The sequence below is a fragment of the Terriglobia bacterium genome (assembly GCA_032252755.1).
GTDB lineage: Bacteria > Acidobacteriota > Terriglobia > Terriglobales > Acidobacteriaceae > JAVUPY01.
In genome coordinates, this window is the sequence record JAVUPY010000025.1 from 132,146 (window position 1) to 149,428 (window position 17,283).

The 17,283-nt window shown below is 57.4% G+C and carries 10 protein-coding genes; 8 read left to right on the forward strand and 2 right to left on the reverse strand.

Annotated features, from left to right (window positions below):
• Positions 1-56 precede the first annotated feature (56 nt).
• Positions 57-1,238, reverse strand: a complete 1,182-nt coding sequence (locus ROO76_05885; protein ID MDT8067681.1) for a hypothetical protein — start codon at positions 1,236-1,238, stop codon at positions 57-59.
• Between the two features lie 2 nt (positions 1,239-1,240).
• Positions 1,241-2,347 (reverse strand): LacI family DNA-binding transcriptional regulator, encoded by a 1,107-nt coding sequence (locus ROO76_05890; GenBank protein ID MDT8067682.1) that lies wholly within the window; start codon positions 2,345-2,347, stop codon positions 1,241-1,243.
• Between the two features lie 159 nt (positions 2,348-2,506).
• Between ROO76_05890 and ROO76_05895 the strand changes: the two genes are divergently transcribed.
• The 8 genes from ROO76_05895 to ROO76_05930 all read left to right on the forward strand — a co-directional run bounded on the left by ROO76_05895 (position 2,507) and on the right by ROO76_05930 (position 17,251).
• Positions 2,507-3,421, forward strand: a complete 915-nt coding sequence (locus ROO76_05895; protein MDT8067683.1) for a glycoside hydrolase family 16 protein — start codon at positions 2,507-2,509, stop codon at positions 3,419-3,421.
• A gap of 130 nt (positions 3,422-3,551) precedes the next feature.
• A complete protein-coding gene (locus ROO76_05900; GenBank protein ID MDT8067684.1) occupies positions 3,552-7,028 on the forward strand; it encodes a carboxypeptidase regulatory-like domain-containing protein in 3,477 nt (1,158 codons plus the stop codon).
• Between the two features lie 135 nt (positions 7,029-7,163).
• Positions 7,164-8,276, forward strand: coding sequence for a family 16 glycosylhydrolase (locus ROO76_05905; protein ID MDT8067685.1), 1,113 nt, complete (start codon positions 7,164-7,166; stop codon positions 8,274-8,276).
• 145 nt (positions 8,277-8,421) lie between these two features.
• Positions 8,422-11,157, forward strand: coding sequence for a protein kinase (locus tag ROO76_05910; GenBank protein ID MDT8067686.1), 2,736 nt, complete (start codon positions 8,422-8,424; stop codon positions 11,155-11,157).
• Positions 11,154-13,817 carry a protein kinase gene (locus ROO76_05915; GenBank protein ID MDT8067687.1) on the forward strand — a complete coding sequence of 888 codons (2,664 nt, stop codon included), beginning with the start codon at positions 11,154-11,156 and terminating at the stop codon, positions 13,815-13,817. Before ROO76_05910 ends, ROO76_05915 begins: the two co-directional genes overlap by 4 nt.
• A 108-nt stretch (positions 13,818-13,925) precedes the next feature.
• Complete coding sequence (locus tag ROO76_05920; protein MDT8067688.1) at positions 13,926-15,041, forward strand: DUF4185 domain-containing protein; 1,116 nt, start codon at positions 13,926-13,928, stop codon at positions 15,039-15,041.
• Positions 15,042-15,164: 123 nt separating this feature from the next.
• Positions 15,165-15,839, forward strand: a complete 675-nt coding sequence (locus ROO76_05925) for a response regulator transcription factor (protein ID MDT8067689.1) — start codon at positions 15,165-15,167, stop codon at positions 15,837-15,839.
• Positions 15,836-17,251 carry an ATP-binding protein gene (locus ROO76_05930; protein ID MDT8067690.1) on the forward strand — a complete coding sequence of 472 codons (1,416 nt, stop codon included), beginning with the start codon at positions 15,836-15,838 and terminating at the stop codon, positions 17,249-17,251. Before ROO76_05925 ends, ROO76_05930 begins: the two co-directional genes overlap by 4 nt.
• Positions 17,252-17,283: the final 32 nt, after the last annotated feature.

Genomic DNA, 17,283 nt, shown 5'->3' on the forward strand with positions numbered 1-17,283 from the left:
AACAGTTCGAAACGCTTGCAATAATAATTGATCTGGTTGGGCAGTATTTCGCAAGTTCAGTTGCGATCCGTGACTTGAACCTGAGGTACGATCGTTCTTTTCGTGGCAGTTTCGCGCAGGACAAAGAACGTCAGCAGAAGGGTTCCGACTGAAGGGACGATCAGTGCCACGCGGAGAGAGCCGGAGGCGGTTGCGGTCGCGCCGAAGAGCCAGGGCAAGGCACCGCCGCCCATGCTGCCGAGAGAGAAGAGCCAGCCGGGAATGTTTACCGACGCCGCTTCGGCATAGCGCGACATGAGCGAGAGCAACAACGCGAATAGTGGAGCGAGACCGAGTCCGGCGATGAGCGCGGCAACAACCACGATTGCACCGCTGTGCGCAATGAAGAAGACGGCAAGGCCGGCAGCGGTGGTGAGGAGCGATGCGCGGAACAAAACCGCTTCCCCCGTATGTCGCAACAGGACGGCGGCGATGGCTCTGCCAGTGAGTAACGCTGCCCAGAAAGAAACCAGCGATATTGTTACGTAGAAGTGCTTGCTGGAAAGAGTAGCAGCATACTTTCCGGCCCAGCCGCCGACGCACCCTTCCACCCCTATATATAAGAAAAGGAGAAAGCAATAAAGCAGAAGCTTTCCTGCGCCCGTAGAGTCTCTATCATCCCGTTTTGCCGGAAACGTCGCGGGAACTCGGACGATAAGCAGTGCGAGGGCGACAGCAGCCGCTGCGATCGAAATGACAAAAAGCATTCCCGAGAAATGCAGCCAGCGCATGAGCGCGGCTACGATGAGTGCGCTTCCGGCCGCGCCTGCTCCCCAGATCAGGTTCAAGACGTTCAGGGAAGCGGCGCGGCCATCCTTCGCTGCATAAGCGACGGTCATGTTTGTCGCGGGAATTGCCGCGCCCAACCCGAAGCCGAATGCGAAGACGGCAAGAGCAACAACTCCCCAACCGGAAACTGCCAGAGCGAGCAAGCCACCGGCAATCAGTACGAAGCCGCCAACGATGCTGAGTCGTGGACGCCACTGCGACACGAGGCCGCCGAGTGACGCGCCGGCAAATTGGGCGGCGAATAAGGCACCGAGCTCCGAATCGTTTGCGTGAAAGCGCGATTGCAATATGGGGAGAAGCGGGCCCAGCAGGGCATTGACGATTCCTGTGAGCAGAAATCCGACATGCAGCAGGAACAGAGCGCTGCGATATCGGGGGCCCCGTGAAATGTCAACTGCAGTTGCGGCCATGATTATCCGGCTACGACGGCCCGGCGTGCTCGCCTGGAAGCGGGTTGTGTATGCTTAACTGCACAGGTAGATTCCCGAACCACGAGTTCCGGTTCCACGAGTATCTGCTGAGGACCGGTGCCAGGATTAGCGATTCGTTCCAGCAGCGTGCTCGCGGCAAGTACGCCCATTTCATGCAGGGGCTGGCGCACCGTTGTGAGGCGCGGGTTCTGGAATGAAGCGGAAGGAATGTCGTCGAAGCCGATCAGAGAGACGTCCTCCGGGAGTTTGAGGCCGGCATCGCGAAATGCGCTTGCGGCACCGATGGCCGACATGTCGTTGAAGGCGAACAGGGCAGTGAAGTGCTGCTTCCGGTCGAGAAGACGCTGCGCATAAACGTAGCCCTCTTCCGAGGTTGAGGCTTCCGGAAGGCCCGCTACTCCCCGGAGTTGAATCCACAACTCGTCACGGATAGGGATACCGAGATCTGCCGCGGCGTCGCAGATGGACTTCCAGCGCAAATCCGTGTCCGCGCTACGCGGGTGTCCCTTGAAGAGCGCGACGTCTTTGTGCCCGAGGGCCGCGAGATGTTCCATCGCGAGGCGGCACCCCTTCTCATGATCCAGCAGAATGTTGCAGATATTCGGGCCTTTGCGTTCGCCGCCAACCGTCACGATCGGCACGTGGACACCAACTGGCAGCGGAGTGTTGACGAAAATGAAACCTTCGACTGCGCGTTCCACGAGCAGGCGCGGGTACTTCTCGATCAGTTCAGGGCGGTTGCGGTGGCTTGCGACGTAGTAAAGATAGCCGGACTGCGCGAGTTGATCTTCAATTCCCGCGATGACGGATGCGTTGTAACCTTCGCTGACCTCCGGCACCAGGACACCCACGGTGAACGAGCGCTTCTGGCGCAACGAGCGAGCCATGTAGTTTGGGTGGTAATTGAGTTCTTCTACGGCTTTGAATATCCGGTCCTTGGTTTCCTGCGGAATGGTTCGGGCCGGGGGCGCGTCGTTGATAACGGCGGAGATCGTGGCCTTGGATAATCCAAGATGCTGGGCGATCGTCTTTAAACTTACCGGGACGTTCACCGAGCCGCCGTCTTTTGTTCTGGAACCGTTCTTCATCCTACGACGCTCAACTTAGCACGCTCGCCTTAGAGGGTCTTAACTAAATCCACTGCAAGAAATCTATTGACAATCGCGAGTCTCAGGAGCAGATTTAATGCCGTTGACTGTACCGATTTAGTAAGCCACTAAACCGATACAGCATAACACGAGCCCACGATGCGACTGCAACGTTTTTTCCGGACTCAAAGTCCCGGTTTCGAAAACGGGGCCGCGAAAGACTCGCGGTGCGTTCCGTTTTGCGGTTCTGTCTCTTTGCTTCTCCTCATCGTCATTGGTTCAGCGCTTTTCGCATGTGCCGCAACACCGGAGACCGCGGCAGCGAAAGACAGCCAGTGGAAGCTGACCTGGAGCGACGAGTTTTCCGGACCGAACAATTCGCTTCCAGATGCATCGAAGTGGTCGGTTGAAGTCGGCGGCCACTGGTCCAACAACGAACTTCAGGCATACACCAACCGTCCCCAAAACATTCACGTACAAAATGGCAATCTCGTAATAACCGCAACCAAGGAAAATTACACGGGCGCGGATGGAGTCTCGCGCTCCTACACCTCGGCAAGAATTAAGACCGAAGGCAAGTTCTCCCAGAAGTACGGACGATTCGAGGCCCGCATCAAGTTGCCGCACGGCCAGGGAATGTGGCCGGCATTCTGGCTCCTGGGCAATGACGTTGGAACGGCCGGCTGGCCGAAGTGCGGCGAGATCGACATCATGGAAAACGTCGGCTCCCGCATGTCGGTTGCGCTCGGCACCATTCATGGCCCGGGTTATTCCGGAGACAAGGGGATCGGCGCCAAGTACACGCTTCCCAGCCAGCAGGATTTTTCCGACGACTTCCACGTGTTTGCGGTTGAGTGGGAGCCGGCGGCCATTCGTTTCTACGTGGATGATCATTTATATGAAACCCGCACTCCGGCTGATCTACCGGCTGGTGAGAAGTGGGTTTTCGATCATCCGTTCTCCATCATTCTTAACCTGGCGGTCGGGGGCAATTTACCCGGCTCTCCGGACGCAACCACTCAATTTCCGCAGTCGATGCTCGTCGACTATGTTCGGGTTTACGGGCACAAGTAATTCCTGTTCCACAGGTTTCTGAGGGGCACCGGCAGTACGCAAAAAGTTCAAAGAAGCCCTGCTTCAGCCGCAGCGAGGTCCGTACTCCCATTCACGGTCCAGCGGGAATCGGCGGGCGAAGGATGTGAGCATGAAGACAAAAATTCTATTAACAGGATTGGTTTTGCTCCTGGCGACGGTTGCGTTCGCGCAATCGGACCGCGCGACTATCACAGGCACAGTGAAGGACGCCACGCAGGCAGTGGTCCCGGGCGTGCAGGTTCGCGTAACGAACGTCGGCACGAACGATGTCACCACCACGACGACCAACAGCGACGGAATCTATCGAGTTTCCAACCTTCCTATCGGCAACTACAGCATCGTGTTTTCGAAAGACGGATTCAAGAACCTGGAGCGCAACGGGCTGACACTTCTGGTGAGCCAGGTTGCGACAATCGATGTTGCGCTGCAGGTGGGGACCACAGGCGAAACCGTTGAGGTGACGGCTGCAGCACCGATGTTGCAGTCCGAAGACGCGGTAATTTCTACCAACCTCACCAACAACGCAATCAGCCAGTTGCCGATCAATGTGCAGGGGAGCCGCAACCTTTCCAACTTCATGTTCCAGTTTGTTCCGGGCGTGGAAGGGAGCGACTACAGCTCGCATATCAATGGCGGTATTGCCCTGACCAAGGAAGTGATGATCGACGGCAGTTCCGCTGTCTCGCAGTTGGGCGGCTACATCAGCGAGTCGCAGCCGCCAATGGAAGCCGTGCAGGAGTTCGAGGTTGACAGCGCCGGAATCAGCGGAGACGCGGGACGCAGCGGTGGTGGTGTTTTCCGCTACGAAATGAAATCCGGTACTAACAATTTTCACGGATCACTGTTTGGGTTCATGCATTCGACTGCTCTCGATGCATTAAGTGCGCAGAACCACCTCAGTGCTCAAAACGATCCTGCCAATGCGGCGGCATACCTTCGCAAGAGCGATTCCTTATCCGATTGGGGTGGCGGAATCGGCGGACCAATTATCAAAGACAAGCTGTTCTTCTTCGCGGCTTTCGAGCGCTATATGCAGTCCATGTGGTCGCTGGGCGCCAACACCCGCACGGTGCCGACCGATGCCATGATGGGTTTGAACCCCGACGGTTCGGTCGCGTCTTATGCCAATTTGAGCCCGATGCTTTCGACCAACCAGCCGCTCGGAACGGACTCTTGCGGAAACACTGTCTACCTGGGCGGGATATTCAATCCCTCGACTGGCTGCGTGTTTGTCGGCAACATGATTCCGACGAGCATGATCAGCACGACAAGTGCCCAGATACTGCAGCTCTATCATCAGTACTATCAACCGGAATCCAGCAACCCTGCGAATAATGCCGGCCAGGCATATAATCCCGATCCCTGGTTCCACAATACGCAAACCAGCGTTAAGATCGACTTCAACGCCAGCGACCGGCACCATATCAACAGCTCCTTCTATTACGACAACTATCCACGCATTAACGCCGACCAGGGCGGAGTATGGTCCGCCACCGCTCCGTATGGTGGGCCGATGGCGAACTCTTACTGGCACAACACCACTGCGCCGTCGTTCCGGATTAGCGACTCGTATACCTTTTCGCCGCACGTCCTGAACGTCTTCCATGCGACCTTCAACCGGTTCCGCAATCCCAGCAGTGCTGTTTCACAGGCGGGAGGATGGGATAGCAAACTCGGCCTCCTGAACGGCGCCGGCAATTTCCCGCTCATCGTGTTCAGCAGCGGTATGTACACCAACTGGGGCAACTATCAGAACGGGTGGGCGTTCTCGAATCTCGGTAGCCAGTTCAATGATTTCTATGCGGGCAACACGTTCATTTACAGCGACGAGGTTGATTGGAACAAGGGCCGCCACAATATGAAATTCGGCGCCGAGTTCCGCGCAATGCAGATGAATGAGCACCCGGATAACAACATCTTTAACAACATCACTTTTGACCCGACCTCGACGGCCGGGGCATGGTGGAATTACGGCTGGAACACGGTCGGTAATGCGTTCGCGAGTTTCCTGCTCGGCGATGTTTACTTGGCCACGGAGATGCCTGTGGATCCCGAGTACGGCCGCCGCAAGTCGTTCGCGCTGTATGCGACCGATGATTTCAAAGTCAACGATCGCCTGACCGTGAATCTCGGCTTACGTTGGGATTACAACAACCCGTTCAAGGAAAAGTACGGCCACTGGTCCAGCTTCGTGACCGGGGATGTAAACACGGTCACGGGCTCGATGGGCCAGTATGAGTACCTGACGAGCGGCAGCCAATCGTTCGAGAAACGGCAGGAATGGTTCAACTTCGCACCGCATGTTGGCGCGGCTTACCGTTTGAACGATAAGACTGTCATTCGCGGCAACTTCTCCGTGTTCTTCGTCCCCTTGAACATGAACCAGTGGGGCGGCGTACCGTATCAGCAGACGGGCAACCCTGGCTACTACCAGCACGCTGCGCAGTCGAACTTCAACTGGGATAACGGATTCCAGCCAGTGCTGTCGCAGGTTCAGACTCCCGATTACACTCAGTGGGGCACGGTCAGCATCGATCCACGCTCTCTCATTCTGGGCAACACACAGCAGTGGAACATCGGCGTGCAGCGAGAACTGGCGCGCGATACGAAAATTGATGTCAACTGGATTCAGAGCCACAGCTATCACCTGCATAGCGGGTTCCTGGCAACCAACCAGCCCACGCTGGCCAACCTGCAGGCCTATATCAACAACGGCAATGCATGCCCGGCCAACTTAGCAAATGTTCCGTTTGCGGGCGGTGGTCCGGGATGGCAGTGCATCACGCCCTACCCGCAGGCCGCCGTTGGATACGGCCCGCTCTTCTCGGTCGGATCGCCCTTGGGCAATGCCGATTACAAGAGCTTGCAGTTCACGGTTACAAAGCGCGCCGGACATGGGCTCTCGCTGATGGGCAGCTACAACTGGTCACGCACACATGGTGATGTTGATAGCGACATGGGAGAACCGTGGTGGGCGGGCAACGTCCAGAACATCTACGATCTCGCCACCGAAGCTAAGGGGATCTCGGGATTCGACATGACCCATATCGTAAAGGGTTATGTCATCTACGATCTTCCATTCGGTAAGGGCAAGATGCTGTTCTCCGGCGCCAACTCAGTGGCGGACGCGATTATCGGTGGATGGAGCCTGAACGGAGATTTCCACTACAACACGGGAACTCCGATCCAACTCCACTCTTCGAACTCGTATCCTGGCTTCAACTCTGTCTACGTGAACCTGGTTCCTGGCTGCAAATTCACGAACGGAAGCCCCGCGCTCAACAAGATGTGGTTGAACACGGATTGTTTCCAGAATCCCACGTACGGTCAGATGGGCACGGCCGGCAACTACCTCTCCCAGGTACGTAATCCCGGGATGGCGACGGAAGATCTCGGCTTGCACAAGGCAATCTCCATGGGCGAACGTTACAAACTCGCTCTCCGCCTGGAGTTCTTCAACGTATTCAATCGCCATAACCTGGCGGGTCCGGTCACGAACATGAACGACCAGAATTACGGCAAAATCATTAACTACGGTAACCTGGGTGGACGCGTGGGCCAGTTCGGCGCACGATTTACGTTCTAACCAATGACACCACACTGGGCAGCCACCTCCAGGCTGCCCAGTTTTTTTCTTCATCCTCGCCGTGACTGCGCCCCCGGCAAATTCAAATTCGAGAGATCGTACGGGAACGCTCGTCCCCTGCGTACGGAGGAATACGTGAAAGGCAAATTCATACTGGCATTTTCTCTTATTGCGATTATTGCGATGTTGGCCTGCGGTGGCGGTTCGAGTACGAGTTCGGGGGGAGACGGCGGCGGTCGTTCGAGCGCGGTTTCCACCCCAACGATTTCGATGACCGCGCAGTTAAACGGCGGCCAACTCATCAGCATGGCGGATAGCACGTCCGGAACGTCGATCTACTTCACACTCGACGGCAGTACGCCCACTACAAGTTCCGCGTTATACGTGGCGCCATTCCTGTTGACCACAAATGCGACCTTAAAGGCTGTCGCCTACGCCGGAAGCACGGGAAGCCAGCTCGCCAGCCAAAGCGTTTCCCCGAACATTGGGTCTGGAACGTTGGTGTGGAGCGATGAATTCACCAACAGCACGGGGGCGAATATCGGGCCCAACTCGACGTTCTGGACGTATGACACCGGCGCAGGCGGTTGGGGAAACCAGGAACTGGAGACATACTGTGCCTGGGGTTCGTCGACCGCGCCATGCGACTCGAATAATCCCAACGTGTACGTCGGAACCGACGGTTATCTGCACATCGTCGCCCGAGAGCCTTCCACTGGCGTGTACACCTCCGCACGTTTGAAAACGCAAGGACTGTTCAGCGTTCTTTATGGGCGAGTCGAGGCGCGCATGCTGGTGCCCGAAGGGCAGGGGCTCTGGCCGGCGTTCTGGATGCTCGGCAATAACATCGCGAAGGTGAACTGGCCGGCATGCGGCGAGCAGGACATCATGGAGCACATCAACGCTCCTCAACCTGATTGGGTCGCCGCGTCCATCCATGGTACGAACTTGAATGGCTCGCAGCAGTTCTTCGGCGCCGGAGGGCAGACTTTCTCCGCCTCGGAGTGGCATACCTACGGCATGATCTGGTCCCCCGGCCGCGTCGAATACTATGTCGACTCGCCCGACAACATCTATGCGACCTACACGACAGGGCAGAGCGGTGGGGTGTGGCCCTTTGACTCCGGCAGCGGCGCCTTCATCATTTTGAATTTGGCCGTTGGCGGAAACTGGCCGGGATCGCCGGATGGTTCGACGAGCTTTCCATCACAGGTTCTGGTCGACTACGTTCGCATTTACAGCAACTGAGCCGCCCAACGGTGGGTGCATTGGGACATTGGCGTCTGGTGCACCCGTTTACCGGATCCTGCGTTCCTCTGTATTTGGCGCGTTTTGGCTCGTTGCATCGCTTCCCACTAGAGTAGAATCCCCCCACTGCTTTCTGGAGTGGGGATTGGGACTTACCGGTGGAACTCGCCTGGGCTCCTATGAAATCGTGTCGCCTCTCGGCGCCGGCGGCATGGGTGAAGTGTACCGTGCGCGCGATAACAAGCTTGGCCGCCAAGTCGCCCTCAAGGTCATTCCCGACGCATTCGCAATGGATCCTGAGCGATTGGCTCGTTTCGAACGGGAAGCACAGTTGCTTGCGTCTTTAAACCACCCTAACATCGCGGCGCTTTACGGATTGGAGGAATCCCAGGGAACGCGGGCGTTGGTGATGGAGTTGGTCGAAGGCGACACACTGGCCGAGCGGCTTGCGCACGGCCCACTGCCCTTGGATGAGGCAGTTGCTTGCGCACGACAGATCGCCGAAGCTTTGGAGTACGCGCACGAACACGGCGTCGTTCACCGTGACCTGAAGCCCGCGAACATTAAATTGTTGCCCGACGGAACGGCCAAGGTCCTCGACTTCGGGCTCGCGAAGGCGCAAGCGGCCGACAATGCAGGCGGTAGCCCAGTAAGCTCCCCAACCCTCACAGCCGCCGCTACAAAGATGGGCATGATCATCGGCACCGCAGCATACATGAGCCCTGAACAGGCAAAGGGCAGGGCGGTTGACCGGCGCAGTGACATCTGGTCATTCGGCTGCGTGCTCTACGAGATGATGGCAGGGAAGTTGGCGTTTCAAGGCGAGACAGTAACAGATACGCTGGCGGCGGTCGTACGTGGTGAGCCTGATTGGATCCTTCTGCCCGCCACTACTCCCGTTACCCTTCGCAGGCTCATCGAGCGTTGTCTCCGAAAAGACTTAAAGAATCGTCTGCAAGCCATTGGAGATGCCAGAATCGCGCTCGAAGAGTGCCTATCCGGCGAAACGGCAGTGCCGCCGCCCGCGGCTGCTGCCATTGCCCCACGACCGCGGTCCGCGCTCTTTATGGCTGTTCCGTGGGCGCTGGCAGTGGTGCTCGCCTTGTTGAGCCTTCTGATTTGGCGGCCCTGGAAAGTTTCGCCAGCCCCGCAAGTGGTTCGGCTTACGGCGGACCTCGGCGTCGAAGGAGATCTCTACACTGCCTATGGCGCTTCCGCCGTTTTGTCTCCCGACGCCACACGGATCGCATATGTCGTCGTAGATGGCAACCGCGTGCGTCACCTCTGGTGGCGCTCCCTCGATGAGGCGAAACCGAAATTGCTGCCGGGAACCGATGGCGCGCGAGATCCCTTCTTCTCTCCCGATGGACGCTGGATCGGCTTCTTTGCCGAGAATCAACTGAAGAAGCTTGCTGTTGAAGACGGGGCCATCGTCAGTCTCTGCACGATCACGGATGACCGCGGCGGCGCCTGGGGTGAGGACAACACCATTATCTTCGCACCCCAGACGCGCACGTCTCTGATGTGGATTCCGGCTGGCGGAGGGACTCCTACAGCGATTTCCAAACTGCAGGGCAATGAAGTAACCCATCGGTGGCCGCAGTTTCTCCCGGGCGGGAAGGTCATCATCTATACCGCAAGCGATGACGGCAACAACTACGAGAACTCCAACATCATTGCGCAGGTGATCGCAACCGGAGAACGAAAGATTCTCTACCACGGGGGCTATGCTCCCCATTACTTGCCCGGCGGATATCTCGTTTTTGTGCACCAGGGCACCTTATTCGGCATGCGGTTCGATCCCGGAAAACTTGAAGTCCGGAGTCAGCCGGTGCCCATTGTTGGCGGAATCGTCAGCGCGTTTGGCAGTGCTGGGTCACAGATGTCCTTTTCCAACTCCGGCATGGCCGCGTACATGGCCGGAAACGTCAACACCTCGGAGCTATTTGATGTCGAATGGTTGAACTCACGGGGTAAGTCTTCCCCTCTGGCGAGCGCACCAAAGACCTACTGGGCACTAGCCTTCTCACCGAACGGCAACCTCCTGGCGTTAGGGATCGAAGAAGGAGGGTCGCAGGACATTCTTGTCGACGACTATAAGCGCGACGTGATCACGCGCCTGACATTTGGGAGTCCCAGCAATATGTATCCGGAATGGACTCCGGACGGCAAATACGTCTCATTCGCAACGGACGAGCCTGGCGCAAAATTTTCCCTGTCGTGGAAGCGCGCCGACGGGGGTGGCGAGAAGCAAGTCCTGCTGGAAGACGCTCTCCGTTTTGGCCCTGTAACGTGGAGTCCTGATCGCAAATCGACGGTGTTCACCCGTATCACGCGCGGCGGAGCCGATTCGGATCTCTTTCGTGCCACGCTTGAAGGAAATGACAAGGCAGGATGGAAGCTTGGATCCATTCAGCCGTTCGTGACCGCGACTGGGTTACAGACTCAACCGGCGTTCTCCCCGGATGGAAAATGGGTCGCGTATCAGTCGAACGAGACCGGTACATGGGAAATCTTTGTCCGTCCCTTCCCCGGACCCGGAGGACGCTGGCAGGTTTCACAGGGAGGAGGTTTCTTTCCTCACTGGTCCGCCGCTACGCACGAGCTGTTTTTCGAAAACAACGAGAAGCAGTTGATGACCGCCAAGTACGCCGCTACGGCCGATACGTTTAGCCCCTCGACACCACAGATGTGGAGCAGTGTCAATTTGGGCGTCCGCGGGCCGGTCAACACCAACTTCACAGTCCATCCCGACGGAACTCGAGTCGCAGTCCTGCGCGACTACAGCCCAACCGGAAAACACGAACCGATGCGCATCACCTACGTTTTCAATTTCACCCGTGAGGTGGAAGAGAAACTCGCAGGGACGGTGGGTAAATGAGCCTGTCGAGTGGGTCGAGACTCGGACCGTACGAAATCACTGCGCCGCTTGGGGCCGGCGGAATGGGCGAAGTATACCGAGCGCGCGACCCGAGGCTAGGTCGCGATGTCGCGATCAAGTTGCTGCCATCTTCACTGGCGAAGGACGATGACCGCCTACACCGATTCGAACTCGAGGCCCGCACGGTTGCCTCCCTCAACCATCCCAACATTCTCGACCTGTTCGACATCGGTGAGTATGAAGGCTCTCCCTACCTTGTCTGCGAACTGCTGGAAGGCGAGACGCTGCGGGAACGCCTGAAGGCCGGCGCACTTGGTCAGCGACGCACGGTCGAGTACGGAATGCAGATCGCGCAGGGACTGGCGGCAGCACACGACAAGGGCATCATCCATCGCGACCTGAAGCCGGAGAACATTTTTCTGACCAAAGATGGCAGGCTGAAGATACTGGACTTCGGGTTGGCGAAACTGGCGCAACGTGAAACCGTCGCGAGTGCAAGCGCAGATGGTTTGACCGCAGCCGCTCCGACGCACACGACGCCGGGCGTCGTCCTGGGGACGGCTGGTTATATGTCGCCTGAGCAGGTACGCGGCAATGAAGTCGACGCGCGAACGGATATCTTCAGCTACGGCGCGGTCCTCTACGAAATGCTAAGCGGACAGCGAGCGTTTCGTGGTGAATCGTCGATTGAGACGATGAACGCCATACTCAAAGAGGAACCTCCGGAACTCGACCCCGCCGCACTGCACGTTTCGCCAGGACTGGAACGTATTGTGCGGCGGTGCCTGGAAAAAGAACCGCAGCGGAGATTCCACTCATCCCGCGACGTTGGGTTCGCGCTAGAGGCGCTGTCGCAGACCACGACCACGACTGCCCTGCCGGTTGCTCATCGTACAAACTGGAAACTATTCGGTGCAATGGCAGCGCTCCTTGTCGCGGCGGTTGCAATCGGATTGTTGTCTGTCCGTTTAGCAAGCAATCATGGGCCCGCGCACGTCCAGTACTTCGCGATTCCAGTGAACAATGAAGTCAGCCACATGGCGATCTCTGGCGATGGCACGATGCTGGGGTTTGTATCAGTGAACGATGTGACGGGCCAGCGAATGCTGTTTGTGCAACGGATCGGCTCCCGCACATCAACGGTGCTGCCGGGTACAGAGAACGCACTATTTCCGTTCTGGTCACCTGATGACAAGTACGTCGGGTATTTTGCCAATCGTAAGTTGATGAAAATCTCGATCTCAGGCGGGGGACCGCAGCAGCTAGCTTCGGTCAGCACACCACGCGGAGGAAGTTGGAGTAGCAAGGGCGTGATCATCTTCTCGCCGCAGTCAGGCGGACCGCTCTGGCGTATCAATGCTGACGGAACAGGTTTGGTTCAGTTAACTGACAAGATGTTTGCCAAAGACGAAGCCTCACATCGCTGGCCCCAATTTCTCCCGGACGGCAATCACTTCATCTTTTACGGAGGCAATTTCGCCAAGATCGGTAACCGCAACGGCATCTGGATCAGTTCGCTCGATGGCGAACCGAAGCGGTTTTTGCAAGCTACCTATTCCAACGCAGCGTACGTCGATCCGGGCAAGCTTCTATATGTCGGGGAAAAGGGCCAGGTCCTGATGCAAGACTTTGATCCGAAGAGCGGTACCATTCGCGGCGAGGCGCGTATCGTCGCAGAAGGCGTAGCTTACGACGCATCTCTATACTGGGGGGCTTTCACGGTTTCACGAAATGGAACGTTGATATCGAACACGAGCGCGGCGGCTTCGCAATCGCAGTTAACTTGGGTCGATCGGGCCGGCAAGGAATTAGGGACCTTGGGTCCTGCAGGCTTGATTTTTAATCCTGCCATTTCTCCCGACGGAACACGCGTCGCTGAGGATATTGATGATGTAACAACAGCGAACGTCGATGTCTGGATTCGCGATTTAAAAAGTGGAACAGCGACACGTTTCACATTTGCTCCTGACGAAGAAGCCGACCCAGTATGGTCTCCGGACGGAACCGCGATCGCTTTCCGGAGAACATCCAGTCTGTCGTTGAAAGCCTCCAACGGCCTGGAACAGGATCACGTCTGGGTAGCGCGGACCTTGGCCTCGGAGGACCGGTTGCCGAACTCGTGGACTCCTGACGGCAAGACACTGATTTACACTTCGCCGGAGCCGCGCGCGAATGGAGATGAACGGTTAATGCGGGTCAGCCGCGGGGAATCCCAGGGTACGCCGATCTTCGAAGGCGCTGCCAATTGGGCGAATGGACAAGTTTCCGCGGATGGCAAGTGGCTCGCGTATATGTCCGATGAGTCAGGCGCTTGGGAAGTATATGTAACGAACTTCCCGGGTCTCGGCGGCAAGTGGCAGGTTTCGCAGGGTGGCGGAACCGAACCTCGCTGGCGCCATGACGGTAAAGAGCTCTTCTATGTCAACTCGAAGGGAGTACTGACGGCGGTTCCTGTGAGCACGGTCAATGGCTTTGCGGTTGGAGTTCCCGTGCCGCTGTTTCTGCTGCGCGCCCGAATGGCCCTGTCTTCAACCGATTGCTTCAGCTACGATGTGACCCGGGACGGACAGAAATTTCTGGTGAACCGATACATTTCACCGGAGCACGTCAGGCCGCTGGATATTGCGATCGGGATCACGGCGTCGGAAGGGCAGAAATGATTGCGGCTGGAAGCAGATTGGGTTGACGGCACCATACTGGAAGACGCCAGCGCCGAACCGCATGAAACCGGTTATTATTTATCTCATCACTTTTGCGAGAGATAGGTCATGCTCAAGGTATCCAAAATTGTCTTCATACTACTGTTCTCCACGGCTCTTGCGGCTGCTCAATCCAAACACTTCGATTGCACACCGTCGTTTTCACTGAAAGCCCCCTGGCAGGGTGCCGATGCGGCATACTCCATCCCCCTGCAGGATGGGCGCGTGGTATGGATTTTCGGAGATACCCTTTACGGCGACAAGCGTGAAGTCACCGGGAACGAACCCAAGATGGTGCACAACTCACTGGGGATCTCGACATGCAAGAACGGCAAGTGGAATCTTGAATACTCGATCAAGCGCGATGCAAACGGCGCATTTGACAGCTTTTTCAAACCGCAACGTAGTGACGGCACCTACTACTGGGCGCTGGACGGCGTGGAATATAAACACGAACTGTGGATCACGCTGCTATGCGTGCGCAATAAGCCGAACTCCGATGCCTTTGCGCTTGGGTTTGAGGTCTGCGGGACCGATCTCGCGCATGTGACCGGGATCGAGAAGAATCCGCAGGACTGGAAGATTTCGTACTCGCCGCTCGTGGATGAGGCTGTTCACGCGAATCCGTCCGCTTCAACATTGATCAAGGACAACTATCTCTATATTTTCACGATGTACGAACAGGGGAACCGGCCGCAAATCCTCACGCGCATTCCGGTAAAAGGGCTTGGCGATCCAAAGAAGAACCTGCAGTACTTGGGAAGCGACGATAAGTGGCATGACGGCCTCGATCCAGCCAAAGCCAAGGTTGTGATGGAGAAGGGCGCTTCTGAAATGTCGGTGCGCTACCACCCGGAACTGAAGAAATGGATTGCGGTGATGGTGGATCCGCAGATTTTTTCAGACAAAGTGATCTTTCGCACAGCGCCCAGCATGACCGGCCCATGGACGTCCGGCGACGTGATCTACAAGATTCCAATACTGCAGAAGAGCGATCCTCACTACGATCCCGATACTTTCTGTTACGCTGGCAAAGAACATCCCGAGTTCGAAAAATCTGGCGAGTTACTGTTCACTTACGTCTGCAATACGATGAAGCCTAAGAAGCTCGAAACAGAACCGAACGTCTATATCCCCCAGGTCGTGAGCATGCCCATGCCCGTGCCCAATGGAGCGAAGAAGTAAATACTGGTCCCTGCACTCGGACGTGCATGAAGGTGCTCATTGGCATAGTGATGCCAGCGAGGCCGAGTTGTGTCATTTGTAACCCACGCGAGCGCGCATAATGATGCTTATTCAGAAGCCAGCATGCGCATCCTGGTAATTGAAGACGAGCGGCGCCTGGCCGGCAATATCGCTCGAAGTTTGCGTGAGAGTGCCGGTTATGCGGTCGATTGTTCGTACGATGGCGAAGAAGGCCTCTACATGGCCGAGTCAAATCCGTACGACTTGTTGATCCTCGATCTCATGCTCCCGCACCTCGATGGAGCGCAAATACTGCAACGTTTGCGAAAATCGGGGAAAGATGTCCCGGTGCTGGTTCTTACGGCGCGCGATGAACGTGAGTCGGTCGTCGCCTTGCTGAACGGCGGGGCAGACGACTACGTCACCAAGCCATTCGATCTGGGAGAACTGATCGCGCGGGCCAAGGCGCTCATTCGACGCGGCAAAGGACACGCTTCAGCGGCGTTGCACTTCGGGAACGTGGAGATCGATACCAGCCAGCAGCGAGTTTATCGGGCGGGAAAGGCCGTCGCGCTTTCGGCGATGGAGTACCGTGTTCTGGAATATCTTGCTCACCGGAAAGGTGCAATCGTCTCGAAGACCGAACTCTCCGAACATCTGTACGATTTCAACTGGGAGCGCTTCAGCAACGTCATTGAGGTCTACGTATCCGGCCTTCGCCGCAAGCTGGAAGACCGCAACGGGGAGATGATTCAGACTCTGCGCGGCCAAGGTTACCTGTTGCGGGACCAGGAATGAAGCAGCTCTCCATAACGCGACGCCTCATCGTCTCGCTAGTCCTGGCGCAGCTTGTGCTGACAGCGGCAGTGGTCGGCCTCGCCACTTATCTCACGAGTTGGCAGTTGCGTAAGGCGCTCGATGCCGGCCTGCACGGAAGAGCGACAACGATTGCCGCGCTGGTGCGCTTCAGCGAGGACGAGAAGCCCACGCTCATCTTCGACAACAGCCTGGTGCCGCCGCCGCTCGATAGTGAGCATCCGGACATTTACGAGATTCTCGGGAGCAACGGGAGCATCATTGCGAAATCTCCGAACTGGCAAGGCGACCTGCCGCTGCCTCGAAATACGGACCGTTCTTACTGGACGGCGCGACTGGGGAATCAGCAGTACCGGGTGATTCGATTAAAGGAAATATCCGTACTCGATTCGGAAGGTCCCGGGACGGAGAATTCTGCAACTATCACGGTCTTTTACGCGGCCTCGACCCGCGAGATTCGCGAGCGTGAGTGGTGGGTGGCGATCTCTACCTTCCTCGGCAGCCTCGTGCTGCTCGCAATCGCGACATCAACAACGATTTGGGTGGTTCGGAAGGGACTGTCGCCGCTGTGGTCTCTCGCCAGCAGCGCGGCGCAGGTTAACGCGACGGATTGGCAACTCGGAGCCGCCGATGAGGCAAGGTCGACGGTTGAACTTGTTCCTCTTACCGAGGCCATGGACCGCATGTTGGCCACGCTGCAGGAAGCGTTCTTATCCGAGCGCGAGCTTGTGGCGAACGTCGCGCACGAGATCAAGACGCCGATCGCCGTCGTGAAGTCCACTTTACAGTTGGCGCTGCAACGGCCGCGCGGTGCTGAGGAGTATCGGCGGCAACTGGAGCATGCGCTTGATGATGTTGGACGGTTGGAATCGCTGACGCATTCGATGCTTCGCCTTGCGCGAGCCGAGCAACTGCGGGAAGGGAATGGCCGGGAAAAGCTGCCGCCGGTGGACATCGCTGCGAGCTGCGAACAGAGCGCCGACCGCTGGCGTCCGATCGCGGAAGCGAAGTCCGTGCGAATCTCGGTGAACGCCTCGAACATGGCGGAGATTCCGGGCGACGCAGATGACCTGGAATTGATCTGGAGCAACCTGCTCGACAATGCGATTCGCTACAGCCCCGCGGGCGCGGAGGTGCGAGTCTCCGTCGCGAGAGGCGATGGCCGGGTGAGAGTGGAGGTCGCCGACCAGGGACCGGGCATCGGCGAAGAGGAGCTGCAAAGAATCTTCCACCGGTTCCACCGCTCCGATGCGTCCCGCTCGCGCGAGACCGGTGGCTACGGCTTGGGTCTGGCGATCGCGAAAGCGATGGTCGAGGCTTACGGCGGCAGCATCACTGCGGAGAATTGCAGTGACGCAGGAGCGAAGTTTTCGGTCGAGCTTCCAGCCAAGTAGACAGTGCCAACGGGCCATCTAAGCGCAACAAT